This window comes from Variovorax sp. CCNWLW225 (genome assembly GCF_037204045.1).
Lineage (GTDB): Bacteria > Pseudomonadota > Gammaproteobacteria > Burkholderiales > Burkholderiaceae_C > Variovorax.
Genome location: NZ_JBBCBV010000010.1, coordinates 98608 through 123837, shown reverse-complemented (window position 1 = coordinate 123837; position 25230 = coordinate 98608). Strand labels below are relative to the sequence as shown.

The following is a 25230-nucleotide window of genomic DNA, read 5'->3' as shown; positions in this document are numbered from 1 at the left end:
AGCGTTCAATAGATGCGCCGATTGCCCCCACCCCGGCCCTCCCCCGGGAGGGGAGGGAGAAAGACAAGCGCTTCATGATGGGTTGAGCAGCACTTCGAGCCGCTCCAGCGTGCGCTTGTAGATGTTCTTCAGCGTCTCGATCTCCGCCACATCGATGTGCTCGTCGATCTTGTGGATGCTGGCGTTGACCGGGCCCAGCTCGACCACCTGCTTGCAGATCTTGGCGATGAAGCGGGCATCGCTGGTGCCGCCGCTGGTCGAGAGCTCTGTCTGGATGCCGGTTTCGTCGGCAATGGCCGCCTGCACCGATGCCACCAGCTCGCCGGGCGTGGTGAGAAACGGCAGGCCGCCGACAGTCCAGGCAAGGGTGTAGTCGAGCCCATGGGCATCGAGCACCGCGTGCACGCGCTTCTGCAGCGATTCGGGTGTCGATTCGGTCGAAAAGCGGAAGTTGAAATCGACAACGGCGCTGCCCGGAATCACGTTGCTCGCGCCGGTGCCCGAGTGGAAATTGCTGATCTGCCAGCTGGTGGGCTGGAAGTACGCATTGCCTGCGTCCCAGCCGCCGGCCGCGTTGATGGCTACCAGTTCGGCCAGCGCGGGCGCAAAGGCGTGAACCGGGTTTTTTGCCAGGTGCGGATACGCGATGTGCCCCTGCACGCCGTTCACCGTGAGCTTGCCGCTCATGGTGCCGCGGCGGCCGTTCTTGATCATGTCGCCGCAGCGCTGCACCGCGGTGGGCTCGCCGACGATGCAGTAGTCGATGGTTTCGCCGCGCGCGGCAAGGGCGTTGCACACGACGACCGTGCCGTCGACGCCGGGGCCTTCTTCATCGCTGGTGAGCAGCAGCGCGAGCGTGAGCTTGGGGTCGGGCGTGGCCTTGAGAAACTCTTCGATCGTCACCACGAAGGCGGCAACCGAGGTTTTCATGTCGCAGGCGCCGCGCCCGTAGAGCTTGCCGCCGCGATGCGTAGGCGTGAAAGGATGGCTGGTCCACTGCTCGACCGGTCCGGTGGGCACCACGTCGGTGTGGCCGGCGAACACCAGCGTTTTTGTTGCCGCGGCGCCGGCGGGGCGGCGCACCGCCCACAGGTTGGTCACGCGAAAGTCGGCCGGGCCGCTCTCGATGGTTTCAAGCGTGAAGCCCAGCGGTGCCAGCCGCTCGCCGATGATCTGTTGGCAGCCCGCATCCTCGGGGGTGACGGAGGGGCGCGAGATGAGTTGTTCGGCGAGCTGGAGCGTACGGGACATCAGATAAAAAGCCAGGGAAGGGCCGGGTCGGTCAGAACTTCACGTCCAGCGTGATGTCGGTAAAGGTGGGTTCGTCGACCTGGTCCGTCAGGTGGCGGTCTTCGGTCTTGGGCTTGGGCGCGGCGCGGTTCTGCAGGCGCCACATCAGGTTGGTGGGCGAGTCGGACTGGGCCAGGCCTTCTTCGCGCGTCACGCGCTCTTCGGTGATGAGGCGGGCAATGTCTTCTTCGAAGGTCTGCGAGCCTTCGGCCATCGATTGCTCCATGGCTTCCTTGACGGCAGAGAAGTCGCCTTTTTCGATCAGCTCGGCCACCAGGGCCGTGTTGAGCATGACCTCAAGCGCCGGTACGCGGCCGCCGGTGGGCGTGCGCAGCAACCGCTGCGACACGATGGCGCGCAGGGCCGAGCCCAGGTCGCCCAAGAGCGTGGGGCGCACCTCGACCGGGAAGAAGCTCAGGATGCGGTTGAGCGCACGGTAGCTGTTGTTGGCGTGCAGCGTGGCCACACACAGGTGGCCCGATTGCGCGTACGCAATGGCGGCCGTCATGGTTTCGCGATCGCGGATTTCGCCGATCTGGATCACGTCGGGCGCCTGGCGGAGCGCGTTCTTGAGCGCCACCTGCAGCGACTCGGTGTCGCTACCCACGTCGCGCTGGTTCACCAGCGACTTCTTGTTGGTGTAGGTGAACTCGATGGGTTCTTCCACCGTGAGGATGTGGCCGGTGGCGTGCTCGTTGCGGTAGTCGAGCATCGAGGCCAGCGTGGTCGTCTTGCCCGCGCCGGTAGCGCCGACCATCAGGATCAGCCCGCGCTTTTCCATGATCAGCGTCTTGAGAATGTCGGGCAGGTTCAGGTCGGCAAAGCTGGGAATGGTCGAGGCAATGTGCCGCACCACCACCGCATAGCTGCCGCGCTGGCGCATGGCGCTGATGCGGTAGTTGCCGGCCCCCTCGAGCATCACGGCCATGTTGAGTTCGCCGGTTCTTTCCAGCTCCTGGATGCGGTTTTCCGGCACCACCTCGGCCAGGAGCGCGAGCGGCGCGGTGGCGGGCAGCACCTGCGCATTGATCGGCACGCAGGTGCCGTTCATGCGGATCAGCACCGGGGAGTGCGCCGAGAGATAGATGTCGGAGGCCTTGCGCTCGGCCATCAGACGAAGGATTCGCTCCATCATGTTCATCGATCTCTCTCCTCGGATGCTGTTGTTGTCTAACGGAAAAAAGCAGGCAGGAAGCTCAGTCGCGCAGCAGGTCGTTCAGGCTGGTCTTGGAGCGCGTTTGCGCATCGACCGTCTTGACGATGATTGCCGCGTAAGTGCTGTAGTCCTGGCCCGACTTGGTCTTCTTGGGCAGGTTGCCGCTGATGACCACGCTGCCGGACGGCACGCGGCCGAAGAAGGTCTCACCGGTGTCGCGGTTGAAAATGGGGGTGCTCTGGCCGATGTACACGCCCATGCCGAGCACCGAGTTTTCTTCGATCACAACGCCTTCGACCACTTCGGAGCGGGCGCCGATGAAGCAGTTGTCTTCGATGATGGTGGGACCGGCCTGCAGCGGCTCGAGCACACCGCCAATGCCCACGCCACCCGACAGGTGCACGTTGGCGCCAATTTGCGCGCAAGAGCCCACGGTGGCCCAGGTGTCGACCATGGTGCCTTCGCCCACATAGGCGCCGATGTTCACGTACGAGGGCATCAGGATGGCGCCCTTGGCAATGTAGCTGCCGCGGCGGGCCACGGCCGGGGGCACGATGCGCACGCCCGATTCCTTCAGCTCGCCGGCCGACAGGTGCGAGAACTTGGTCGGCACCTTGTCATAGAAACCGAGCGAGCCGGCCTGCATCTGCTCGTTGTCCTTCAGGCGGAACGACAGCAGCACGGCCTTCTTGATCCACTGGTGCACCGTCCACTTGCCCACGCCTTCGCGCGTCGCAACGCGCAGCTTGCCGTTGTTCAGTTCGGAAATCACATGCTCGACGGCTTCGCGCACTTCGGCGGAAGCGGCGGTGGGCGAGACATTGGCGCGGTCTTCCCACGCGGCGTCGATGGTTTGTTGCAGTTGCTGGGTCATGGGAGAGTCTCAGGTAAAAAATGGGGCCGGGAAAGCAGCGGTTCAGCGCTCGCCTTTTGCGCCGGACTGAACGAAGCGGACGATGCGCTCGGCGGCTTCCACGCATTCGGCGGTTTCGGCCACCAGCGCCATGCGGATCCGGCCGCGGCCGGGGTTGGGGCTGTGTGCCGTGTCGCGCGCCAGATAGCTCCCCGGCAAAACCGTAACATTGTATTGAGCGTAGAGCTCGCGGGCGAAGGATTCGTCGTCGCCAGCCCACACTTCGGGCACCCCCGCCCAAAGGTAGAAGCTGGCGTCGGGCAGGCGAACGTCGAGCACCGGTTCGAGCAGTGGCGTGACGGCGTCGAACTTGGCCCGGTACTTGGCGCGGTTTTCGACCACGTGGGCTTCGTCGCCCCAGGCTGCAATGCTGGCCGCGGCCACGGTGCCGCTCATGGCGCTGCCGTGGTAGGTGCGGTACAGCAAGAAGCTCTTGATGATGGCCGCATCGCCCGCCACAAAGCCGCTGCGCAGGCCCGGCACGTTGCTGCGCTTCGAAAGCGAGGTCAGCGCAACCAGGTTCCTGAAGTCGCTCCGGCCCAGCTTTGCCGCAGCCTCAAGGCCGCTGAGCGGGGGCTCGTCGCGGAAGTAGATTTCGCTGTAGCACTCGTCGGCCGCAATCACAAAGCCGAAGCGGTCGGACAGCGCGAACAGCTTCTTCCATTCGTCCAGGGGCATCACGGCGCCGGTCGGGTTGCCTGGCGAGCAGACGAACACCAGTTGCGTGCGCTCCCAGACCGAATCGGGAACGCTGTCCCAATCGACCGCAAAATTGCGCGACGCCACGCTCGGAACGTAATAGGGCTCAGCGCCGGCGAGAAGCGCCGCGCCTTCGTAGATTTGATAGAACGGGTTGGGCGAAACCACCACCGGCGCGGGCGATTTGCTGGCGTCGACCACCGTTTGCGCCAGCGAGAACAGCGCCTCGCGCGAACCGTTGACCGGCAGCACCTGCGCCGCCGGGTCGAGTTGCAGAGCGTAGCGGCGTTTCAGCCAGTCGGTAAACGCGGTGCGCAGCTTCAGGTTGCCGGCTGTGGCGGGGTAGGCCGCCAGTGTCGACATGCTGGCCGCCAGCGCCTCCTTGATGAACTCGGGCGTGGCGTGCTTGGGCTCGCCGATGCCCAGGCTGACGGGCGCGAAATCGGCATTGGGCTTGACGCCCTCGAAAAGGAGCCGCAGCCGCTCGAAGGGGTAGGGCTGGAGCTTGGAAAGCAGGGGATTCATGGCCCGATTATGAAGAAAGTCCGGCTTCTATCGATTTGATGCGTGCTCGTGATCGCCAGTCCCATTCACCTGTTCATATGATCAGGTATGGCCATGGGGCCTCAGGGAAGGAAGAACATGGGCAACAAGCCCCCGAGATCGCGCTACGCGCGACAAGAAGCTCGCATTGACAACTGGCAAGTGAGCCGGCCCGCCAGTCGCGGCAGGCGTTTTGCTGGCGTAGTGATCGACCAAGCGTTGGTGTTCTCCACGTTTGGGCTACTGACAAAGTCCACGTTGTGGGGTAACTGGGATCTGGACTCTGGGGCCAGCCCTTGGCAACCCCATTTTGATCACGCGTATCTGGGCTTCGTCATCTTCTGGGGCATGCAGGGATATCTGCTTTTCACCCGGAATCAGACCATTGGCAAGTGGTTGCTCAACATGCGCATCGCCCGACCCGATGGTTCGCATGTGTCGGGCATTCGGATACTTGCACGCTACGGCCTTAGCCTGATGGCGTCGCTTGTTCCTGTGTGGTCTTTGCTGATCAATTGCCTCGTCGACCCTGTCTTTATCTTCGGCGCATCACGCCGGTGTCTGCACGACGAAATCGCGGACACCGTCGTGCTCGAGATCCGACGTCCTGCCTGACCCGAACACACATTTCGCGACCCAGCGCGGTTGCAGCCGATTTACAGGGAATAAGAACTATGACCATGGACATGAGCTTGGCCTTTTTTGTGTTGATCTACGCTTGGGTCACCAAGAAGATCGATGATTTCAGCAGCCACTTCATGCACAGCGCCATGTCCGCGGTTGCCGCCGTTGTTCTTGTGCTGTTCACAGCCTGGATCATGGTGCAGGGCTTTCGCATTCTGACGGGCCAATCGCGCGAGCCGATGATGGGCTTGGTGGTCAATGCGAGCCGCACGACCCTCATCCTGATCGCCGCCTCCACGATGGCTTTGGGGGGCTCCAGCATCCAGACCTTCTTTACCGACACCCTGGCCTCGGGCATCAATGGCCTGGTCACGGGGAGCGATGACTCGCCGGCAAAGGTGATCGATAAGAACCTGGCCTATACGGCGGTGGCGATGGGCGCCATCGAGGGAGCACAGGGGCTCAACGCCAGCAATAGCGCCGACAACGTGGCGGCTGCGGGCCGCGCCTCCCTGATCGCCATGCTGGGCGTGGCCGGCCCACCGATTACGGCGGCGGCTTTGCTGCTGACCTATAAGGTGGCGCTGGCCTTGTTCATCGGGTTAGGGCCGATTTTCATCATCTGCCTGATCTTCAAGGTCACCGAGTCGATGTTCTGGCGCTGGCTGAACTACGGACTAGGCACCTTGTTCTCGTTGGCGGTGCTCAGTTTTATGGTTTCGCTCGTATTGGATCTGACACTGCGGGTGGCCGCGGCGCTATGGGCCGGCAATGCGATCATGGCTTTGCTCGACCAGCAAGGCGGTGCTGGGCTGACCAATCAGGCGATGCAGCAAGGGGGTATTGGCCTCTTGATGACGGTGCTGCTGGTCACCGCGCCGGCGATGGCGGGTAGTTTCTTCGGGGGGACGTTGGGGCAGTTCCAGCCGTTCTCGCAAATGGGTGGTGCATCGCAACCGGGTACGCAAGGGCCTTCGGGGCAGGCGCCCGGGTCGTATCAGCAGCAAACGACCCAGACGACGCAAACGGCGCCTCCTGATGAGACGGGCCGCGGCCCTCTTGGCGGTGCCCGCACTGCAGGCGTCCCCTCTCCCTCTCCGATCGACGCCGTGAAAAGGAGCTAACCATGTCAAAACATCTCTTGCGTAGTTTGCTCGTGATTGCCTTGTGGCTGCTGGGAACTGGGGTGGGCCATGCCGAAGGGAGTTGCCCTCCTGGGATGTATCCAAACAACCCCGGTAGCACCAGCGGGGTGAACGGTTGCAACCCCATTCCAGGCTATGGAAATCAGCAGGCGCCGCAGCCGCCGGCCCAGCAGTGGGAGCGCCGGTGGGGAGCAATTGCGACGGACGGGCCTCAAGGCGCCTTGGGCGTAGCCACCGACAAGCAAAGCAAACGAGAAGCGTCACGGGTGGCCATGCAGGATTGCCAATCGAAGGGTGGGGTGAATTGCAAGATTGACATTGCATATGACAACCAGTGCGTTGTGGTCGTCGTTGGCGATGGCGGGTACAACGTACCGAACGCGCCCACAGCGGCCGAAGCTGTTGAGATGGGCATGAAGACATGTCGCAGTGCTGGACGTACCAACTGCCACGTTTACTACTCCGCCTGCAGCCTGCCAGCGCGAATTCGGTAAACGGCCATGAAACGCCTCGTTGCCACTACGCTCCTTATTCTTTTCACCCTCACGCTCCCCGCTTGCGGACAGTCCATGAAAAACCCGGATATCAAACTTAACCCGCATCCCAAGATGCGTTATGAATTGACGCTGACCGTTCATGATGCCCCCGGGTCGTTTGAATCAGTCACGGGGTTCATGCAATACGAGGTGCAGAACGAACAGGAGTGCGTGCCAGCAGATGCCATCAGCGGACACCACCAGCGTCTGTCCAGTGACCCCGACATCGAGTTAAGGCGCGTCGGCGACAGTCAAACTTACAAGGGCACGGTCTATCTGGATTGGGTGCAGGACGGCGACTATTACGGATTGGGAATGTGTCGCTGGAAGATGGTCGGCTTCTCGGGCGTGATGAAGGCAGGCGACGTGACCTTCAATCCGTTTATTTCGGGCGACCAGATCGCGACAGAGCAGTCAAAGACTGAATTCTTCGCCAAGAAGATCTACGGGGAAAAAATCGAAGCGTCCCAAGTTCCTGTTCCGGACGAGTTGCGCACGACGCCCGGGTTGCATGTTGGTGGAGTGGCGTATTCCGAATGGATTGCCCAACAACCTGAAAAGTTCTTCTCCACCACCCTGAGCGCCAAGGAGGACTTCCAATGAGCATCGACGCCAACGAATACGCTCGCCTGTCCAACGATTCGTACAACGATCGCTCCCAAGAGAAGAATTCCAACAAGACGGTCTCCATCGGAGGCATCGACTACAAGATTCTCGACGTTACTAATGACCCCAAAACGGGTTATCAGGGCACGGCCTACCAGCGCATGGACACCGGCGAAGTAGTCATTGCCCACCGGGGCACTGAACCGGACGCCAAGGATATCAAGGCCGACGCAGGCATGGTCTTCAACGGACGCAACAGCCAACTCGACGGTGCTGTGGCATTTACGGAAAGGGCCATGGCAAGAGCGCGTGAAACGCAGCCCAATTTTGCCAAGCCCATTGCTGTCTCCATCACCGGCCACTCCCTGGGTGGCACGCTGGCCGAGATCACGGCGGCCAAGTACAGCTTGCATGCCGAAACCTTCAACGCGTACGGCCCAAAGGATTTGGCCGACTTAAAGCGCTATGGCGTCGACGTGCATGCTCAGCATCCGAATATCGTCAACCATGTGCGTGCCACCGACGTGGTCGGCGCCGGGGCCCCGCACTTGGGACAGGTAAAGATTTATGCCGCGCAGCAGGACATCGAAAGCCTCCGCCATGGCCGCTATATCGGGGGTTCGCAGCTGCCGGGCAATCCGCTGTTGGCGGCGGACGTCGCAGCGCACTCGATCACGAATTTCCTGCCAGGCAACGAAGCACTGGGCGAGTCGGTTATGAACGCGGCCAACGAGGCGCGCGCGCGTGCCTATGCCGGCCCCATCGCGCAGTATCGCCATGATGTGATGAAAGGGCGGATCGACTTGCGCACGGTGGCGGACCATAGCCTGCCGCCGATCCCGACCGCGAGTGGCCTGCGGTTGGGTGTGCAGGCGGCGGATGCGGCCAGCACGGTGGCGGCGGAGAAAGCAACGCAAGCTATGTTGTCGGGTGCACAGGCGGTCGGATACCGCGCACAGGCTGTCGGCGATGCCACGGGACAGGCCTACGACGCCACGAGCACCGCGGTCGTCCACGCAGCCAAAGCGACTGGCAAGGCCGTCGCTTCAGGCGCACAGGCGGCCAGCAACGCGGCCGAGCGAGCCTACGATGCAACGCGCGACTCGGTGATCACGGGTGCCCAGCGGGCAGGGCAAGCACTTCAGGAGAGCGGCCAAAAGATCCGCGATGACGCCTCCCGTGCCATTGGTAAGCTCACCCGTCCGTGGCTCCACAGCCAGACAGAGGCAGCCCCGCTCTTGAACCAGCCAGAGCATCCTGGCAATGGGTTCTATAAGCAGTCGCTTGCCGGCTTAGAAAAAATCAATGCCGAGCGCGGCATTCCCTCTGATCACCGCACCTGCAATGCCGCTGGCACCTTGGCTGCAGGAGCTTGTCAATCCGGCTTCAGACAGATCGACCACGTGGTGCTGAATGAGGACGGCAGCAAGCTCATTGCGGTGCAAGGTAAGCTTGGCTCGGCGCATTCCAAGGTGATTGATGTGGACACGATGGTGGCGCTGAACACGCCCTTGGCGCAGAGTTCGCAAGCCTTCGTCGATGCGCAAAATCAGCAACAGAACCAGCGTTTGCAGCAGGCGAATCAGCCTGTCCAGACGCAGGCTGCCCCGGTTCTGTCTTGAGGATGCTCGCCGACCGCTCCGGCCTGCTCAGGAGCCGCTGCGCCGGTAGAACGCGAGCGACCCGGCCAGCGCCAGTAGCATCGCGCCGCAGGTGCGATCGATCCAGCGGGCCGCGGCGGCTGTCAGCAGGCGCATCGCCCGCGCACCGACGAAGGCATAGACCAGCATGACGGCTGCATCGAGCGAGGCGAACAGCACGGCGATGATGGCGTACTGCATGCCTTGCGCGGCCGCCGGGTCGATGAACTGCGGCATCAACGCCGAGCAGAACAGGTAGCCCTTGGGGTTGGTGACTGCCACCAGGAAGGACTTGAGGAAAACCTTGCGACCTTCCTTGGGCATGCCCACCGCCGGCTCGCCTGCATTGGCCCGCGGCGCGTCGAAGCTGCCGCCTTTGGAGCGCAGCATGCGAACGCCCAGCCAGGCGAGGTACACAGCGCCCACCCACTTGAGCATGGAAAACCAGAACTCAGAGGCGGCCAGCAAGGCGCCCAGGCCCAGCGCCACGGCGCCGACCAGGACGAAGTCGGACAGCATGGCGCCCAGGATGCCCGGCAGCGCGCCGCGGACGCCGCGTCTCGAGCCGTTGCTCAGCGCCAGCAGCACGGTCGGGCCGGGCGTGGCAATGGCGGCCAGCGCCACAATGGAGAACAGCAGGGCGGTGGCGAGCGTCATGGCGGCGGGCTTCCTTTATGGGTTCAGATTTTCTTGACGAGCACCTGGCTCTTGCGGTCCCAGTTGTACTTGCGCTTGCGGGCTTCGGGCAGCCAGTCGGGGTTGACCTGCTGGAAGCCGCGCTTCAAAAACCAGTGCATGGTGCGCGTGGTGAGCACGAAGATGCTTTCCAGGCCCATGGCCTTGGCGCGATGCTCGATGCGCTTGAGGATGCGCTCGCCGTCGCCCTGCGATTGCGACTGGGGCGACACTGTCAGCGCTGCCATCTCGGCCGTGCGAGCCTCGGGGTAGGGGTAGAGCGCCGCGCAGCCGAAGATAACGCCGTCGTGCTCGATGACGGTGTAGTGGCCCACGTCGCGCTCGATTTCGGTGCGGTCGCGCTTCACCAGCGTGCCGTCGCGCTCGAAGGGCTCGATCAGCTGGAGGATGCCGCCGATGTCGTCCACCGTGGCTTCGCGCAGGCTTTCGAGCTTTTCGTCGATGACCATGGTGCCGACGCCGTCGTGCACGTAGATTTCAAGCAGCAGCGAGCCGTCGAGTGCAAACGGCAGGATGTGGTTGCGCTCCACGCCGGCCTTGCAGGCCTTCACGCAGTGCTGCAGGTAGAAGGCGGTGTCGGTGGGCCGCTGCGGCGGCGGCAGCGAGGCCAGCAGCTTCTCGGCTGCGGCAAGCGGCAGTTCGGTGTCGATGGGGTTGTCTTCGCTTTCGGGCAGTTCGCTGTCGATGCGGATGCCCGGAATTTCTGTCAGGAAGATCAGCTTGTCCGCCTGGATCGAAATGGCCACACTGGTGGCAACTTCTTCCATCGTCAGGTTGAAGGCCTCGCCCGTGGGCGAGAAGCCGAAGGGCGACATCAGCACCATGGCGCCGAAATCGAGCGTGCGGCGAATGCCGACCGCATCCACCTTGCGCACCAGGCCCGAATGCTTGAAGTCCACACCGTCGACCACGCCGATGGGGCGCGCGGTAATGAAGTTGCCCGAGATCACGCGGACGGTCGAGCCGGCCATCGGCGTGTTCGGCAGGCCTTGGCTGAATGCGGCCTCGATCTCGTAGCGCAGCTGGCCGGCGGCTTCCTGGGCGGAATCGAGCGCCACCTCGTCGGTAATGCGGATGCCGTGCGAATAGCGCGCCTCGTGCCCCTTGGCGGCGAGCTGTTCGTTGACCTGCGGGCGGAAGCCGTGCACCAGCACGATCTTGACGCCCATGCTCTGGATCAGCGCCAGGTCTTGCGCAATGTTCTGCAGCTTGCCCGCCGCAATGGCCTCACCCGCCAGGGCGACCACGAAAGTCTTACCGCGGTGCGTGTGGATGTAAGGCGCGACCGAGCGGAACCAGGGCACGAAGGTGAAGTTGAAAACGGTGGACATGGAGCGTGATTGTGCATTCTTGAACGAAGGTTCGCGCGGCTCAGGCCAACGCGCGCAGCAGCCGGGCGGCACTGGACCCCGCAACGGGGCCGCCCGGCGCCTCGGCAGGCTCCGAGCCGGGGAGCTTGCGCGCCTTGAAGGTGGCCAGCAGCGCGGCGTAGGCGTCGGTCGCATCGGCCGCATCGATTGGCAGGTCGAGCATTTCGGCCAATTGCTGCGGCGCCACTGAGCCCTCGCGCACCAGCGCATCCACCACCGCCATGAAGGCGGGCGTGTGCGCCTCGAGCAATGCCAGGGCGCGTGCATGCTCCTGCGCGAGCAGCGCTTCGATCTCGGGGTTGGTGGCCCTCAGGTCGGTGTTGAGGTTGTCATCGGCGTCGTTGGCCACGTCGGTGCGGCTCAGCCGTGTGCCGAAGGCGTAATGGCGCACGTACTGCGCGGCGTGGGCGGTGGCTTGGCGGAAGTCTTGCGACGCGCCGGAAGTACAGGCTTGTTCGCCGAACACCAGCTGCTCTGCCGCACGGCCCGCCAGGCTCACGCAAATGCGGTCGCGCAGGTTCTGCCGCGACCATGCCTTGCGGTCTTCGTAGCTGTTGTAGCCGCCTTCGAACGATGCGACGTTGATCTTGATCTCCTGCGGCGCGCGTCGGAAGAGCAGGCCGTAGGCCACGCCGTGGCCGGCCTCGTGCACGGCCAGCAGGGCCCGAAAATCTTCATTCGAGCGTTGCTTGAGCCGATTGAGCTCGAGCCTGACCGCAAAGCTGCGGCGCACCTCGCGCTTGCCTTCCCGGTACCGAGCCACGATGCAAGCCTTGTCGCCCGTCGTTTCAAGCGACAGCCACACCGGCTCTGTACCGCCCGCGCCTTGCTCCAGCGCCCAGAGTGCCGCGTTGACCAGCGTCGCGCTCAGGATCGCGTGGATCGAGGAGAACAGCGGGCGCGTGCCCTGTGCCGGGAAAACGGCGTTGGCGTAGATCTGCTCGTACACGCTCGACTCGAGCATGAAGCGCACACCCGAGCTTTCGCGGATCTCTTCCACGTAGCGGTCGCAGATCGAAAGAATCAGCTGCACATAGGTGGCCCGGCTGAACGACGGGTAGATGACGTGGTTGTTGCCCAGCCGCGCAACCTGTTCGGGCTTGAAGCGTTCGGCCAGCGCCTTCTTCACGTCGATCAGCGAGAGCTTCTTCGTCAGCGCATGGAAGATGTCGGCATCGGTGTCGCAGTCTTCAACACGCCGCGCGGTTTCGGCATACATCTCGTCGAGGTTGCCCGAGACGAACACCAGCAGCTTGCTGTAGTCGGTTTCCCAGCTTTGCTGCGTATCGCGGAAAGCGCGCAGCCGCGCATGCACCTCGGAAGGCTTCCACGCCATGATTTGCAGCAGCGTTTCGGGCAGCTTGAGGCAGCGCTTGATCTCCTGCGCTTCCCAGGGGGCGAGGTGGAGCTTTCGCTTCTTTGCCTTCTTCTTGTCGGCGGGGCCGTCGCGGTCCTGCTCGTATTCGGCTTGGGCGAGCGATGCCTCGATTTCACCGAGCATCGACAATGCCGGCGGCAGCCGGCCGTCGGAGAGCAGCGCCCACACGTCCTGGTAGCGCTCGACCTTGGCGTCGTGGCCGTTGCTCTCGAGTGTGCGAAAGCGCTGGAACTCGTCGAGCACCAGGATGCCCGGCGTGCCTTCGTCGATGCCCGATTCGGCCAGCATGGCCGAAATCGAACCCCGGCTGCTGTAGCCCGAGCCATGGCTGAAGCCGTCCATCTGCACTTCGATGAAGCGGTCGTAAAAGCCCAGGTGCTGCGCGAGCCTGCGCACCAGCTGCGTCTTGCCGGTGCCCGTGAGGCCCCACAGGCACACGATGACCGGGCGGCTGATGAGTTGCGGAAATACGTACCACGCCCGCAGTGAATCGATCACGCGGTCGATGATGTCGTCGATGCCGAAGAGCTCGGTCTTGAGCGCCTGGGCAACTGCCTGCAGATGGCGCGTCCGCTCGGAGAGCGCCGCATGCAGGTCTGGATGAATGTCGTTGGACATGGAATTCTTGAAAATAAAAACGGAAATGAAGAAGCCGCCGCTCCCTCGCGGGCGAGAAGGCGGCAATGCAGATGCTGTGTGAGGGTCGGTTGCTGCGCTTCGGCCGTGGAAGCGAGCAGGGCGTCCGGTGCAACGGACGCGCGGGCTTCTTCTTCAGGCCGGACGCGGCAGCTCGACCCCGCCATGCACCGGGGCATGGCTTGCGCGGCGGCCGCGCAAAGTGGGGGGTACGAGGAAGGAGGTCATGGGCGCAATCGTAGCGGCGGGTTGCGCGGGAGTAAAGACTATTTACTCCGCCTGTTGCGTGGCAGCCGCGCATTGTGGGAGCCGTGCAACAGTGGCGGCGCGCGCCGATAATCGACGGTTTGCCTGCCGCGCCTTCCCCGAATAGCTTTCCCTTGACGACCACGACACCTTCCGCTCCCTTGCGCATCGACTTTCCCGAATCGCTTCCCGTCTCGGGCCGGCGCGATGAAATCATGGCCGCCATCGAGGCGAACCAGGTGGTGATCGTCTGCGGCGAAACGGGCTCCGGCAAGACCACGCAGTTGCCGAAGATTGCGCTGGCGCTCGGCCGCGGCAAGCTCCATGCGCCGCCGGGCAAGGGCCGGCTCATCGGCCACACGCAGCCGCGCCGCATTGCGGCAAGCTCGGTGGCCAAGCGCATTGCCGAAGAACTGAAGACGCCGCTGGGCGACGTGGTCGGCTTCAAGGTGCGCTTTCAGGACCGACTGAGCCGCGATGCCTCGGTCAAGCTCATGACCGACGGCATCTTGCTGGCGGAAACGCAGACCGATCCGCTGCTCAAGGCCTACGACACGCTGATCATCGACGAGGCGCACGAGCGCTCACTGAACATCGACTTCCTGCTGGGCTACCTGCGCGAGATTCTTCCGCGCCGGCCCGACCTGAAGGTGATCGTGACCTCGGCCACCATCGATGCCGACCGCTTTGCGCAGCACTTTGCGTCGGGCAAGGGACCTGCGCCGATCATTTACGTGTCGGGCCGTACTTTCCCAGTCGAGCAGCGCTATCGGCCGTTCGAGGAGTCGCGCGAGCATGACCTGAACGACGCCATTGCCGATGGCGTCGACGAGCTCTGGCGCGATCCGCACAACGCGGGCGACATCCTCGTTTTTCTGCCCGGCGAGCGCGAGATCCGCGAGGCCGCTGACCACCTGCGCCGCCACCTGAGCCACCAGCCGCTGCTGCGCAACGCCGAGGTGCTGCCGCTGTTCGCACGGCTGTCGGGCCCCGAGCAGGACCGTATCTTCGACGGCCACACGGGCCGGCGCATTGTGCTCGCCACCAACGTGGCCGAAACCTCGCTCACCGTGCCGGGCATCCGCTACGTGATCGACACCGGTACGGCGCGCGTCAAGCGCTACAGCTTCCGCAGCAAGGTCGAGCAGCTGCTGGTCGAGCCGATCAGCCAGGCCGCGGCCAACCAGCGCGCGGGCCGCTGCGGGCGCGTGGCCAACGGCATCTGCATCCGGCTTTACGACGAGAAGGATTTCGAAGGCCGGCCGCGTTTTACCGACCCCGAGATCCTGCGCTCCTCGCTCGCGGGCGTGATCCTGCGCATGAAGTCGCTGCGCCTGGGCGACGTGGCGCGTTTTCCGTTTCTCGAAGCGCCTTCGCCGCGCGCGATTGCCGACGGCTACCAGCTGCTGAACGAGCTCGGCGCGGTCGACGACGCCAACGAACTCACGGCTACGGGCGCCGAGCTGGCCAAGCTGCCGCTCGATCCGCGCGTCGGACGGATGATCCTGGAGGCGCGCACGCGTGGCGCGCTCGAAGAAGTGCTGGTCATCGCGTCGGCCCTCAGTGTGCAGGACGTGCGCGACCGGCCGATGGATGCGCAGCAGCAGGCCGACCAGGCGCATTCGAAATTCGACGACGAGAAGAGCGAGTTCAGCGGCTACCTGCGGCTGTGGAAATGGATTTCCGATGCGCGCGGTGGGCATGGCGATACGCACAAGCTGAGCAACCGCCAATACGAACAGCTGCTGCGCCAGAACTTCATCAACATCCGCCGCGTGCGCGAATGGCGCGACATCCATTCGCAGCTGCTCACGGTCGTGACCGAGCACAAGTGGCGCATCAACGCCGAGCCCGCGGGCTACGAACCTCTGCACCTGTCGATGCTGGCGGGCCTGCTCGGCAACGTGGGCTGGAAGCTGGAAGACGACGAGGCGTATCTCGGTGCGCGCGGCATCAAGTTCTATCGCCATCCGGGCGCGCACCTGAAGAAGAAGCCGGGCCGCTGGATCGTCGCGGCCGAGCTGGTCGAGACCACGCGTCTCTTCGGCCGAGGCATTGCCAACATCGAGCCGCAGTGGCTCGAACAGGTGGCCGACCATCTGCTGAAGAAGCAGTTGCTCGACCCGCATTGGGAGAAGAAGGGCGCGCAGGTTTCGGCGTTGGAACGTGCAACGCTGTACGGGCTCGTGGTCTACAGCGGGCGCCGGGTCGACTTCACCAAGGTCGATCCGGTGGCGGCGCGCGAGATCTTCATTCGCGAAGCGCTGGTCGGCGGGCAATGGGAAAGCAAGTTTCCGTTCCTCACGGCCAATCGCAAGCTGGTGCGCGAAGTCGAAGGGCTGGAGCACAAGGCGCGCCGGCAGGACGTGCTGGTCGATGAAGAATTGATCTTCGCCTTCTACGACGCGCAGTTGCCCGCCGACGTGGCGAGCGGCATCAGCTTCGAGAACTGGTACCGCCATGCCTCGAAGGAGCAGCCGCGCCTGCTGTACCTGACGCGCGAAGAGCTGATGCGCCACCAGGCGGCAGGCATCACCACACAGTCGTTTCCGCCCACGCTGCGGCTCGGCGGTGTCGATTGCGCCGCGAGCTACCTGCACGAGCCGGGCGACGCGAAGGACGGTCTCACGGTGAGCGTGCCGCTTTTTGTGCTCAACCAGGTGAGCGAAGAGCGCTGCGAATGGCTGGTTACCGGCATGCTCAAGGACAAGATCCAGGCGCTGCTCAAGAGCCTGCCGCAGCGCCCGCGCTCCAGGTTGGTGCCACTGCCCGATTCGGCGGCAAAGCTGGCGGAAGAACTCTCGGCGCCCGAGGTGTTCGGCCACGGCTCCCTGACCGACGTGCTGCTCAAGCGCGTGCGCGATGCCACGAGCATCGACGTGAAGCGCGCCGACTTCAAGCTCGACATGCTGCCGCCGCACCTGTTCATGAACCTGCGCATCGTGGACGAGCACGGGCGCCAGCTTGGCATGGGGCGCAACCTGGGGGCGCTCAAGGCCGAACTGGGCGCGCAGGCGCGCGGTGCCTTTCAGGCGTTGGCGGGGCTCAACGTCAAGGCATCCGCGGAGCGAAAACCGGCGGATGGTGCCGATGGGCGCGCGCAAGCCAAGGGCAACGCCGCCGCGCCGGCACAGGCCGCGCCGAGCTTGCCCGCCGGCCAGCGCTACACGAGCTGGAGTTTCGGCGAGCTGCCGGAACTGATGGAAGTGCGCCGCGGATCGCAGTCGCTCATCGGATTTCCGGCGCTGCGCGACGAGGGTGACGCCGTCACCATCGAAGTGTTCGACGAACCCGCCGTGGCCGCCGCAAAGCACCGCGCCGGCCTGCGCAGGCTGTTTGCGCTGCAGCTGAAAGACGCGCTCAAGTACCTCGAGAAGAACATCCCCGATCTGCAGAAGATGGCGGTGGCCTACATGCCGCTCGGCACATCGGAAGAGTTGCGCACGCAGATCATCGACGTGGCGATCGACCGCGCGTTTCTGCAGGAGCCGCTGCCCACCGACGAGTTTGCATTCAAGCGCCGGCTCGAAGAGGGCCGGGGCCGGCTCACGCTGATTGCGAACGAGGTGGCGCGGCTTGCATCGACCATCCTGGTCGAATACGCAGCTGCCGCGCGCAAGATCAAGGACACCAAGATCCAGCCCGAAGCCGTGCAGGACGCCGCCCAGCAGTTGCAGCGCCTGGTGGGCAAGCGGTTCATTGCCGATGCGCCGTGGTCGCAGTTGCAGCATTTCGCGCGCTACCTCAAGGCGATCGTGCTGCGGCTCGACAAGCTGCGTGCCGACCCGGCGCGCGACGCCGCCAAGCTGGCCGAACTGCGCCCGCAGGAGCAGCGCTACTGGCGCCTGGTGGCGGAGCGCAAGGGCGTGGTGGACGATCGCATGCTCGAATTCCGCTGGCTGCTCGAAGAGCTTCGCGTGAGCTTCTTCGCGCAGGAACTGCGCACGCCACAGCCAGTCAGCATCAAGCGGCTGGACAAAGCCTGGGCCCAGCTGCAGGCCTGATCGCAGGCCGCAAAAAAGAAGCCCGCTTGCGCGGGCTTCTTCAGGTGCGAGAAATTTCAGTGAGCGCTATATGCGTCCCATGAGCACCAGGATGATCACGATCACCAGGACGAGGCCCAGGCCACCGCTTGGCCCGTAGCCCCAGCTGCGGCTGTAGCCCCAGCTCGGCAGCGCACCGATCAGCAGCAAGATCAGAATGATCAGCAGAATGAACGAGAGGGACATGCTTTTCTCCTGGACGTTGTTGTTACGAGATCGATGCTCGTTGTCCCGGAGCGCAAAACACGACGGAAAGCCGCTCCTTCGGCGGTCAGGACTGTCCTACCGTTGGCGTCGGCCTTGAAGCCGCCTCAGCACTCAAAGGCGGGCGAGACGGTCCAGCGCGGAGATCAGCGTCTCGTCCTTCTTGGCGAAGCAGAAACGGACCACTCGCTGGTCGAAGCCGTTGCCGTAGAAGGCCGACAGCGGAATGGCCGCCACCCCGATCTCGCTGGTGAGCCACAGGCAGAAGTCGGCTTCGGAGAGATCGCTGACTGCCGAGATGTCGACGCACTGGAAGTAGCTGCCTTCGCTACGCAGCAGCTTGAAGCGGGTCTTTTCGGCGAGCCCTGCGGCAAAAAGGTCGCGCTTGTGCTGGTAGAAGGCCGGAAGCTCGAGGTAGGGCTTCGGGTCGGCCATGTACTGCGCGAGCGCATGCTGCATGGGTGTGTTCACCGTGAACACGTTGAACTGGTGCACCTTGCGGAATTCCGCCATGAGCGGCGCCGGCGCCGCCACGTAGCCGACCTTCCAGCCGGTGACGTGATAGGTCTTGCCGAAGCTGCTCACGATGAAGCTGCGCGCCGCAAGGCCCGGGAAGCGGGCCACGCTTTCGTGCTGCGCACCGTCGTAGATCATGTGCTCGTACACCTCGTCGGCAATCACGAACACGTCGGTCGGCGCGAGCAGCTCTTCGAGCTTGCGCATTTCGACCGCGGTCCAGATGGTGGCGCTCGGGTTGTGCGGCGTGTTGACGATGATGGCGCGCGTGCGCGGCGAGAGCGCGGCGGCAATCTTGTCGAAGTCGGGCCGGAACGTGCCCGGGGTGAGGGGCACGCGCACCACGCTGCCGCCTGCAAGCTCGATGTTGGGCACGTAGCTGTCGTAGCAAGGCTCCAGCACGATGACCTCGTCGCCCGCGCGCACCACGGCAAGAATGGCCGTGATGATCGCCTGCGTGGCGCCCGCGGTCACCGTGATTTCGGTGGCAGCGTTGTAGCTGTGGCCGTAGAGCGCGGCAATCTTGCCGGCAATGGCTTCGCGCAGTGCGGGAATGCCGGGCATCGGCGGATATTGGTTGTGGCCCGCGGCCATGGCGGCCGTCACGTCTTCGAGCAGCTTTGGATCGCAGTTGAAGTCGGGGAAGCCCTGGCCGAGGTTCACCGCGTTCTTCTCGGTTGCCAGCGCGGACATCACGGTGAAGATGGTGGTGCCGACGGCGGGCAGCTTGGTGGTGATCTCCGGCGTGCGTGGGGCGGAAAGAACAGTGCTCATGGTCGTGGTCGGAAGCTGGGGCTGCTGAATATCAAAGATCGTAGTCTTGCTGATGCCCGCTCAGGGCCTTGGCAATCAGGTTGCGGTCGAGCCGGTCGGACAGCAACTCGGCAAACTTGAAGACGAAGTTGCGAAGGTAGGCACTGCGCTTGAACGCCACGCGTGCAATGTTCTGGCCGAACACATGGCCCATGGGGCGCACCACGAGGTCGGCGTTCGACTCGTCGCGCACCGCCATCTCGGCCACGATGCCCACGCCCAGGCCAAGCCGTACATAGGTCTTGATCACGTCGGAATCGATGGCCTCGAGCGCGATGCGCGGCGTGAGCTTTTTCTGCGCAAAGGCGTGGTCGATGCGCGTGCGGCCGGTGAACGACGGGTGATAGGTAATGATGGGCTCGTGCGCCAGGTCTTCGAGCGAGATGCGCTCCTTGGCCGCCAGCGGGTGGTCTTTGGGGAGCACCAGCACGTGCTGCCATTCGTAGCAGGGCAGGGTCACCAGCTCTGCGTAGTCCGCGAGCGATTCGGTCGCAATGCCCACCTCGGCAATTTCGTCGATCACCATGCGCGCCACCTGGTCGGGCGAGCCCTGGTGCAGGCTCACGTTCACCTTGGGGTAAGCCTCGCGGAGCTTGGCCACCGGCACCGGCAGCACGTAGCGCGCCTGGGTGTGGGTGGTGGCAATGGAGAGGGTGCCGCTGTCTTGCGCGCTGAATTGCTCGCCGATGCGCTTGAGATTGCCCACTTCCCGCATGATCAGCTCGATGCTGGCAATGACGTGCTGGCCCGGCTCGGTGACCCGCTTGAGGCGCTTGCCGTGACGGGCGAAGATCTCGACGCCGAGTTCTTCTTCGAGCTCGATGATGGCTTTAGACACCCCTGGCTGCGAAGTATGGAGCGCCTTGGCCGCCTCCGTGAGGTTCAGGTTCCGCCGCACGGCTTCCTGAACAAACTTGAATTGGTGCAGATTCATATCAAATTCCGTCTTATTGCGGAATTCATTATGCCTTCGGAGTCTATCGAAATGCCCGGGAGTTCAAGATTTGGTTGCGATTCTGGCCAGCAGCTCGACCAGTTCAGGCTCTTCGCCCACGATGTTGGCAAGCTGGAATTCGACTTGGGGCCAAGTGCCGCGCAGGGCGTCGAGTTGCAGCGGAAGGTCTTCACGGGCGTGCTTGCCCATGCCCAGGAACAGCGGAACGACCCTGAGCGACTTGGCGCCGCTCGCAATCAACGCTGCCGACGCGGTGCGCAGGTCGGGCGTTGCCAACTCCATGTAGGCGCAAACCACCCGCGCCTGCGGATCGAGCGCCGTGACGCGCGCGGCCACGGCCTCGATGGGCTCGCGCCAGCGCTCGTCGCGCGAGCCATGGGCCAGGAGGATGATGCCCCTTGCATTCACCGTCGTCATGTCCGGCTTCCCGCTTCTATCTTCGAAGAACGAGCCAGCTGAATGCGGCAAGCGACATGACCGAATAGATCAGCCCCGGCGCAGCGGCGGTCAGCCATGGTGACCAGTTGCTCAGGTTGCCGAGATAGCCGAACACGTTGTTCAGCAGGAAAAAGCTGATGCCGATCATCACGCCGCCGAACACATAGGTGGTGATGCCGGTCTGGCGGAAATGCAGGTACGCGAAGGGCAGGGCGAGCACCACCATCACCAGGCACGAAAGCGGATAGAAGACCTTGCGCCAGAACTGGATCTCGTAGCGCTGGGCGGTCTGCCCGTTGGCTTCGAGGTGGCTAATGTAGTCGAACAGGTCGATGGTGCTCATGCGGTCGGGCCGCAAAAGGGCGACCGACACCATTTCGGCCGTGAGGGTGGTCGGCCACTCGATCTCTGGCACCCGGCTGGTCAGGATGTGTGCCTTGTTGGCGTCGCTGCGCGTGTCGTAGTCCTGCAGCTCGACATCCGACAAGACCCAGCGGTCGTCGAGGATGCGGGCAGAAGTTGCGAGCAACTGCTTGCGCACATAGCCCTTTTCGTCGAACTCGAAGATGCGCGCATTCCGAAGAGAGCCGTCGCGCGAAATGGACAGCACGTTGACGGCGTACGACACGTTGTCGCGCTTTTCCTTGAGCCACGCGCCTGTATTGCCGACCAGCGAGAAGGTGCCCTGGTAGCGCGACTTGAGCAGCTGACCCGTGCGCTCGGACGCAGGCGCGATGTAGTCGCCGATGGCAAAGGTCAGGAAAACGAACCCGACACCCAGCAACAGCAAGGTGCGCAGCGCGCGCCAGGGGCCGAGGCCGCTGGTGCGAAGAATGGTGTATTCGGAGCTTTGCGCCAGCCGCGCCATCACGAAGATGCAGCCGATCAGCACCGTGATCGGGAGCAGCTCATAAAGGTGGCTCGGAATGAGCAGGGTCACGTAGACCAGTGCCTGCGCCGGGCCGTAGGCCAGGCTTTCGGGCTTGCCGATGGATTGCAGTTCATCGACAAAGTCGAAGAAGAAGAACAGGCTCAGGAAGCCGAGCGTCACGAAGGCCACGGCCTTCAGTGCCTCGACGTAGATCAGGCGTCGGATTGTTTTCACGTGGTCGGGTCGATCTTGGTGGGCTGGGACTGCAGGCCGCCGGCAATGACGCGTTCCGTCCTGCGCCGCCTGCCCCAGTTGTTATTGCGCAAAACCAGCCATGCCACGCCGATCAGCAGCACGCCGCCGTGAAGCAGCAGCATGAAGGAGCCCATACCGTAGCGGCCCGAGCTGATCCAGCTTTGGCCGAGGTTGAGCATGTTGTAGTAGACGACGAAGGCGAACAGCGCGAACAGCAGGTTGCCGCTGCGTCCCACGCGCGGGTTGACGCTGGAGACGGTCAGTGCGAGCAGCACGAAGTTGATGGCGGCCAGCAGCATGCCGATGCGCCAGGCGAGTTCGCCGCGGTTCGCGTCGCCGGGCTCTCGCAGGAGCTGGAGCGTAGGCTTGGCGCGGGCCGGCGTGGAGTCGGTGGTAAACGAGTCGTTGCCGCCGGCGCGGGTGCCGTAGGTCTCGAATTCGCTGATCTTGAGGCCCGAGGTTGCCGTGGGCAGCAGCGGGCGTTCGACCCGCTGGCCGTTGCTCAGCATGAGGTAGCGGTGCTCGCCCACGTTCTCAATGCGGCCGCTGCGCGCCGATGTGGTGATCTGCAGCCCCCGCTCGATGGCCCAGATGAACACGTTGGTGGCCGTGGCGCCGTCGGGCGTGTCCTTGTCGATGAAGAAGACGCGGATCCGGCCGGCCGACTCACGGAATTCGCCGGGCGTGACGCGTTCGATGTCGCTGCGCCTTTCATACTGCGCGCGCATGCCGATGGTCTGCGAGTTGGCCCAGGGCCAGCCCAGCAGAGCCATGATGGCGATCAGCGCGAGCACCGGCCAGGCAAAGCGGAACAGCGGCTGCACGAAGTCGACCAGGCCGCGTCCGCTGGAGAACCAGATCACCATTTCGCTGTCGCGGTACATGCGCGACAAGGTGCCGACAATGGCGATGAACAGGCTCAGGCTCAGGATGGTCGGCATGTAGCCGAGCACCGTGTACGCCATCACGAGGAACACTTCGGACGGGTTCACGCTGCCCTTGGAGGCGAGCCCGAGCGTGCGGATGAGCATCATGGTCATCACGATGGTGACCAGGACCACGAGGGTCGCTCCGAAGCTGCGCGACAGCTCCTTGCGTAGGGAAGAATGGAATAACATCGTTCGAGGAAAAAAAGGATTATGGACTTTCAGCTCAAGACCCTCACCGTCGCCCGCGCCGCGGCCGAAAAATCCGACGTTCTGATCGTGCTCGTCGGCAGCGCCCCCATCACCGCCAAGGACCCGCTTTCCGCCCTGATTGCCAGCGCGCGCAAGGCCGGCGACCTGCCCGACAAGGCCGGCAAGCTGCTCGCGCTCTACCATCCGGACGAGGTGGTGGCCTCGCGCGTGGTGCTCGCTGCCATTGGCGACGGTAAGCCTGCGTCGGTGCGCAGCGGCGTCATCGCGGCGGTCAATGTGGCCAAGGCCCATGCGCCCAAGCGGGTGGTGATGGTGTTTGCGCATGAAGCCGACGGCGCGGCGGTGGCCTGCGCCGTTGCCGCGGCGGCCGACGCCAGCTATGTCTACACCACAAGCAAATCGAAGGCTTCGAACGGCGACGGCGGGCGTTCCATCCGAAACCTCACGGTGGGTGTGAGCGATGCCACGGCTGTGAGCAAGGCCTTCGATGAAGCCCGGGCCACGGTGTCCGGCATCGAATTTGCCAAGGAATGGGGCAACCGCCCGGGCAACTATTGCACGCCCACGCTGCTGGCTGACGCCGCGCAAGGCCTGGCCAAGCTGCCCCGCATCAAATGCGAGGTGCTGGGCCCCAAGGAAGTGCAGAAGCTCGGCATGGGCTCGTTCGCGGCCGTGGCGCAAGGCTCGGCCGAGCCGCTGCGCTTCATCGTGCTGCGCTACCAGGGCGGCCCGAAGGACCAGGCGCCCGTGGTGCTGGTCGGCAAGGGCATTACTTTCGACACCGGCGGCGTCTCGCTCAAGCCGGCGGCCGAAATGGACGAGATGAAGTTCGACATGTGCGGTGCGGCCAGCGTGCTCGGCACCTTCCGCGCGCTGGGCGAAATCCAGCCCGCTATCAACGTGGTGGGCCTGGTGCCCTCGTGCGAGAACATGAACGACGGCCGCGCCATCAAGCCCGGTGACGTGGTCACCAGCATGAGCGGGCAGACCATCGAGGTGCTGAACACCGATGCGGAAGGGCGCCTCATCCTGTGCGACGCGCTGACGTACGCCAAGCGCTTCGACCCCGCTGCCGTGATCGACATTGCCACCCTCACCGGTGCCTGCGTGGTGGCGCTGGGCGGCGTGCGCAGCGGCCTTTTCACGGCCGACGAAACGCTGGCCGCCGCGCTCCAGGCGGCCGGGGAAGAATCGCAAGACCGTTGCTGGCGCCTGCCGCTGGACGACGAATACGCCGACGGCCTCAAGAGCAACTTTGCCGATGTGGCCAATGTGGCGGGCCGTGCCGGCGGCGCCATTACCGCGGCCAAGTTCCTGCAGCGCTTTGCCGGCGATTTTGCGTGGGCGCACCTGGACATCGCAGGTACGGCCTGGAAGAGCGGGGCGGCCAAGGGATCGACCGGCCGCCCGGTGGGCCTGCTGGTGTCTTACCTGATGGAACGCGCACGCAGCGGTGCGGCCAAGGCCGCGCCCGCGCCGAAGGCCGCGCGCAAGAACGCCGGCCCCGCCGCGCGAAAGGCCTGGTCCGCACAGTGACGGAAATCGGCTTTCACTTCAATACGCCGGACAAGGTCAACTATGCCTGCCGGCTGGTTCGAAAGGCCGTGAGCGCGCGCGGGCTGCGCGTGGTGGTGGTGGGCGAGGCGCAGGTGCTGGAGGCGGTGGATGCCGCACTCTGGCAACTCTCGCCGTCCGACTTCATCGCGCATTGCCGCGGCGATGCGCAGGCGCACATGGTGGCCCGTTCGCCGGTCATTCTTTCGGCCGAGGGCGCGGATGTTGCCTCGCTTCCGCACCGCGAGATGCTCGTGAACCTGGGGCCCGAGGTTCCGGCGGGCTTCGAGCGGTTCGAGCGCCTGATCGACATCGTGAGCGACGAAGCCACGGACCGGCAGATCGGCCGCTCGCGGTGGCGCCACTATGCCGACCGGGGCTACACCATCCAGCCGCACGATTTTGCGAGGAGCGCTTCCTGATGGCCAGCACGCTGCGTACACCGCCCCGGTTCGTTCCTACCCTGACCACCGTGCTCGATCTCCCGGCCGAGCCCGTGGCCGCCGAGGCCGGCAAGCCGCCTGTTCCCGCCAGCACGCCGGCACCGCCGGTCGACCTCGCCGAAGCGGTGGCGTTGCCCCCGGCCGAGCAGCGGTCCGACGCCGAAATCGTGCGTCTCGAAGAGCAGCTCTTGCATCGGGTGCTGCAGCGCGTGGACCTGTCTTTGGAAGAGCGTTTGAGCGACACGGTGTCGGCCGCCGTTCAACAGCAACTCGACTCGATGCTGCCTCGGCTGCGTGAAGAAATCGAGGCCGTTTTGCGTGCTTTGGTCATCGAGGCAATGGCCGCCGAACTCTCGGAAAACACAGGGTCTACGCCAGCTTCCGGAGCATAAAGCTTCAGCTAAACTGCGCCGCAGGTCGGTAGGCGTGAGGGTGCCGCTGGTCCGCGGCGCGAAACTTGCGAGGTCTGCGCGCCCGGATCACACGACCGGTTTCTTGTTTAGTTTTATTTATCCATGTTC

General features: G+C 64.2%; 22 protein-coding genes. 9 read left to right on the top strand and 13 right to left on the bottom strand.

The features are described 5' to 3' along the window. Positions 1-72 precede the first annotated feature (72 nt). The 4 genes from dapE to dapC are packed head-to-tail and all read right to left on the bottom strand — an operon-like array spanning position 73 to position 4583. Entirely contained in the window at positions 73-1251 is a 1179-nt protein-coding gene (gene dapE / locus V9L20_RS17550; RefSeq protein ID WP_337297572.1) for a succinyl-diaminopimelate desuccinylase, read from the bottom strand. Between the two features lie 31 nt (positions 1252-1282). Next, the gene (locus V9L20_RS17545; RefSeq protein WP_337297571.1) at positions 1283-2431 is read right to left on the bottom strand and encodes a PilT/PilU family type 4a pilus ATPase; all 1149 of its coding nucleotides are present in this window, start codon (positions 2429-2431) and stop codon (positions 1283-1285) included. A 55-nt stretch (positions 2432-2486) separates the two neighbouring features. Continuing rightward, positions 2487-3320: a 2,3,4,5-tetrahydropyridine-2,6-dicarboxylate N-succinyltransferase gene (gene dapD, locus V9L20_RS17540; protein WP_281150973.1), complete on the bottom strand. Its 834-nt coding sequence runs from the start codon at positions 3318-3320 to the stop codon at positions 2487-2489. 42 nt (positions 3321-3362) lie between these two features. Next, positions 3363-4583, bottom strand: a complete 1221-nt coding sequence (gene dapC, locus V9L20_RS17535; protein WP_337297570.1) for a succinyldiaminopimelate transaminase — start codon at positions 4581-4583, stop codon at positions 3363-3365. Positions 4584-4700: 117 nt separating this feature from the next. Between dapC and V9L20_RS17530 the strand changes: the two genes are divergently transcribed. From V9L20_RS17530 to V9L20_RS17515, 5 genes are read left to right on the top strand one after another with little or no spacing between them, the layout of a single operon-like run. After that, positions 4701-5216, top strand: a complete 516-nt coding sequence (locus V9L20_RS17530; protein WP_157614015.1) for an RDD family protein — start codon at positions 4701-4703, stop codon at positions 5214-5216. Positions 5217-5275: 59 nt separating this feature from the next. Next, positions 5276-6349 carry a type IV secretion system protein gene (locus tag V9L20_RS17525; RefSeq protein ID WP_337297569.1) on the top strand — a complete coding sequence of 358 codons (1074 nt, stop codon included), beginning with the start codon at positions 5276-5278 and terminating at the stop codon, positions 6347-6349. Between the two features lie 2 nt (positions 6350-6351). Continuing rightward, positions 6352-6864: a DUF4189 domain-containing protein gene (locus V9L20_RS27330; protein WP_443098596.1), complete on the top strand. Its 513-nt coding sequence runs from the start codon at positions 6352-6354 to the stop codon at positions 6862-6864. Between the two features lie 6 nt (positions 6865-6870). Then, on the top strand, positions 6871-7509 hold the full coding sequence (locus tag V9L20_RS17520) for a hypothetical protein (RefSeq protein WP_337297568.1): 639 nt from the start codon (positions 6871-6873) through the stop codon (positions 7507-7509). Beyond that, positions 7506-9134 carry an XVIPCD domain-containing protein gene (locus V9L20_RS17515; RefSeq protein WP_337297567.1) on the top strand — a complete coding sequence of 543 codons (1629 nt, stop codon included), beginning with the start codon at positions 7506-7508 and terminating at the stop codon, positions 9132-9134. Before V9L20_RS17520 ends, V9L20_RS17515 begins: the two co-directional genes overlap by 4 nt. Positions 9135-9161: 27 nt before the next feature. Here the strand turns inward: V9L20_RS17515 and V9L20_RS17510 are convergent, their stop codons facing one another. The 3 genes from V9L20_RS17510 to V9L20_RS17500 are packed head-to-tail and all read right to left on the bottom strand — an operon-like array spanning position 9162 to position 13214. Further along, the gene (locus V9L20_RS17510; protein ID WP_337297566.1) at positions 9162-9809 is read right to left on the bottom strand and encodes a LysE family translocator; all 648 of its coding nucleotides are present in this window, start codon (positions 9807-9809) and stop codon (positions 9162-9164) included. A gap of 23 nt (positions 9810-9832) precedes the next feature. Then, the gene (gene argA, locus V9L20_RS17505; protein WP_281150970.1) at positions 9833-11179 is read right to left on the bottom strand and encodes an amino-acid N-acetyltransferase; all 1347 of its coding nucleotides are present in this window, start codon (positions 11177-11179) and stop codon (positions 9833-9835) included. Positions 11180-11219: 40 nt separating this feature from the next. Then, a complete protein-coding gene (locus tag V9L20_RS17500; RefSeq protein ID WP_337297565.1) occupies positions 11220-13214 on the bottom strand; it encodes an AAA family ATPase in 1995 nt (664 codons plus the stop codon). 398 nt (positions 13215-13612) lie between these two features. Between V9L20_RS17500 and hrpA the strand changes: the two genes are divergently transcribed. Next, positions 13613-17482: an ATP-dependent RNA helicase HrpA gene (hrpA, locus tag V9L20_RS17495; RefSeq protein WP_337297564.1), complete on the top strand. Its 3870-nt coding sequence runs from the start codon at positions 13613-13615 to the stop codon at positions 17480-17482. A gap of 66 nt (positions 17483-17548) precedes the next feature. On the opposite strand, the gene V9L20_RS17490 is transcribed toward hrpA, so the two are convergent. From V9L20_RS17490 to lptF, 6 genes are all read right to left on the bottom strand, one after another. Beyond that, positions 17549-17707 carry a DUF3309 family protein gene (locus tag V9L20_RS17490; protein ID WP_157614004.1) on the bottom strand — a complete coding sequence of 53 codons (159 nt, stop codon included), beginning with the start codon at positions 17705-17707 and terminating at the stop codon, positions 17549-17551. A 132-nt stretch (positions 17708-17839) separates the two neighbouring features. Further along, a complete protein-coding gene (locus V9L20_RS17485; protein WP_337297563.1) occupies positions 17840-19015 on the bottom strand; it encodes a pyridoxal phosphate-dependent aminotransferase in 1176 nt (391 codons plus the stop codon). Between the two features lie 31 nt (positions 19016-19046). Beyond that, entirely contained in the window at positions 19047-19988 is a 942-nt protein-coding gene (locus tag V9L20_RS17480) for a CysB family HTH-type transcriptional regulator (protein WP_337297562.1), read from the bottom strand. Positions 19989-20051: 63 nt separating this feature from the next. Continuing rightward, entirely contained in the window at positions 20052-20426 is a 375-nt protein-coding gene (locus V9L20_RS17475) for a sirohydrochlorin chelatase (RefSeq protein ID WP_258506513.1), read from the bottom strand. 16 nt (positions 20427-20442) lie between these two features. Beyond that, the gene (gene lptG, locus V9L20_RS17470) at positions 20443-21552 is read right to left on the bottom strand and encodes an LPS export ABC transporter permease LptG (protein WP_258506511.1); all 1110 of its coding nucleotides are present in this window, start codon (positions 21550-21552) and stop codon (positions 20443-20445) included. Further along, positions 21549-22691 (bottom strand): LPS export ABC transporter permease LptF, encoded by a 1143-nt coding sequence (gene lptF, locus V9L20_RS17465; RefSeq protein WP_337297561.1) that lies wholly within the window; start codon positions 22689-22691, stop codon positions 21549-21551. The genes lptG and lptF overlap by 4 nt, the downstream gene beginning before the upstream one ends. A 21-nt stretch (positions 22692-22712) precedes the next feature. Here lptF and V9L20_RS17460 point away from each other — a divergent pair, with 21 nt between their 5' ends. The 3 genes from V9L20_RS17460 to V9L20_RS17450 are packed head-to-tail and all read left to right on the top strand — an operon-like array spanning position 22713 to position 25101. Next, positions 22713-24248: a leucyl aminopeptidase gene (locus V9L20_RS17460; protein WP_337297560.1), complete on the top strand. Its 1536-nt coding sequence runs from the start codon at positions 22713-22715 to the stop codon at positions 24246-24248. Beyond that, positions 24245-24688: a DNA polymerase III subunit chi gene (locus V9L20_RS17455; RefSeq protein WP_157613997.1), complete on the top strand. Its 444-nt coding sequence runs from the start codon at positions 24245-24247 to the stop codon at positions 24686-24688. Before V9L20_RS17460 ends, V9L20_RS17455 begins: the two co-directional genes overlap by 4 nt. Continuing rightward, entirely contained in the window at positions 24688-25101 is a 414-nt protein-coding gene (locus V9L20_RS17450; protein ID WP_337297559.1) for a hypothetical protein, read from the top strand. The genes V9L20_RS17455 and V9L20_RS17450 overlap by 1 nt, the downstream gene beginning before the upstream one ends. The last annotated feature ends 129 nt before the right edge of the window (positions 25102-25230 follow it).

What these genes read in the sequence shown, in the direction of transcription:
- argA (WP_281150970.1), bottom strand. Translation starts at nt 11,179, where the DNA reads ATGTCCACCGTTTTCAACTTCACCTTCGTGCCCTGGTTCCGCTCGGTC.
- dapE (WP_337297572.1), bottom strand. Translation starts at nt 1,251, where the DNA reads ATGTCCCGTACGCTCCAGCTCGCCGAACAACTCATCTCGCGCCCCTCC.
- V9L20_RS17510 (WP_337297566.1), bottom strand. Translation starts at nt 9,809, where the DNA reads ATGACGCTCGCCACCGCCCTGCTGTTCTCCATTGTGGCGCTGGCCGCC.
- V9L20_RS27330 (WP_443098596.1), top strand. Translation starts at nt 6,352, where the DNA reads ATGTCAAAACATCTCTTGCGTAGTTTGCTCGTGATTGCCTTGTGGCTG.
- V9L20_RS17530 (WP_157614015.1), top strand. Translation starts at nt 4,701, where the DNA reads ATGGGCAACAAGCCCCCGAGATCGCGCTACGCGCGACAAGAAGCTCGC.
- V9L20_RS17525 (WP_337297569.1), top strand. Translation starts at nt 5,276, where the DNA reads ATGACCATGGACATGAGCTTGGCCTTTTTTGTGTTGATCTACGCTTGG.
- V9L20_RS17545 (WP_337297571.1), bottom strand. Translation starts at nt 2,431, where the DNA reads ATGAACATGATGGAGCGAATCCTTCGTCTGATGGCCGAGCGCAAGGCC.
- V9L20_RS17490 (WP_157614004.1), bottom strand. Translation starts at nt 17,707, where the DNA reads ATGTCCCTCTCGTTCATTCTGCTGATCATTCTGATCTTGCTGCTGATC.
- V9L20_RS17475 (WP_258506513.1), bottom strand. Translation starts at nt 20,426, where the DNA reads ATGACGACGGTGAATGCAAGGGGCATCATCCTCCTGGCCCATGGCTCG.
- dapC (WP_337297570.1), bottom strand. Translation starts at nt 4,583, where the DNA reads ATGAATCCCCTGCTTTCCAAGCTCCAGCCCTACCCCTTCGAGCGGCTG.
- V9L20_RS17485 (WP_337297563.1), bottom strand. Translation starts at nt 19,015, where the DNA reads ATGAGCACTGTTCTTTCCGCCCCACGCACGCCGGAGATCACCACCAAG.
- V9L20_RS17500 (WP_337297565.1), bottom strand. Translation starts at nt 13,214, where the DNA reads ATGTCCAACGACATTCATCCAGACCTGCATGCGGCGCTCTCCGAGCGG.
- V9L20_RS17480 (WP_337297562.1), bottom strand. Translation starts at nt 19,988, where the DNA reads ATGAATCTGCACCAATTCAAGTTTGTTCAGGAAGCCGTGCGGCGGAAC.
- dapD (WP_281150973.1), bottom strand. Translation starts at nt 3,320, where the DNA reads ATGACCCAGCAACTGCAACAAACCATCGACGCCGCGTGGGAAGACCGC.
- V9L20_RS17460 (WP_337297560.1), top strand. Translation starts at nt 22,713, where the DNA reads ATGGACTTTCAGCTCAAGACCCTCACCGTCGCCCGCGCCGCGGCCGAA.
- V9L20_RS17450 (WP_337297559.1), top strand. Translation starts at nt 24,688, where the DNA reads ATGGCCAGCACGCTGCGTACACCGCCCCGGTTCGTTCCTACCCTGACC.
- V9L20_RS17520 (WP_337297568.1), top strand. Translation starts at nt 6,871, where the DNA reads ATGAAACGCCTCGTTGCCACTACGCTCCTTATTCTTTTCACCCTCACG.
- V9L20_RS17515 (WP_337297567.1), top strand. Translation starts at nt 7,506, where the DNA reads ATGAGCATCGACGCCAACGAATACGCTCGCCTGTCCAACGATTCGTAC.
- lptF (WP_337297561.1), bottom strand. Translation starts at nt 22,691, where the DNA reads ATGTTATTCCATTCTTCCCTACGCAAGGAGCTGTCGCGCAGCTTCGGA.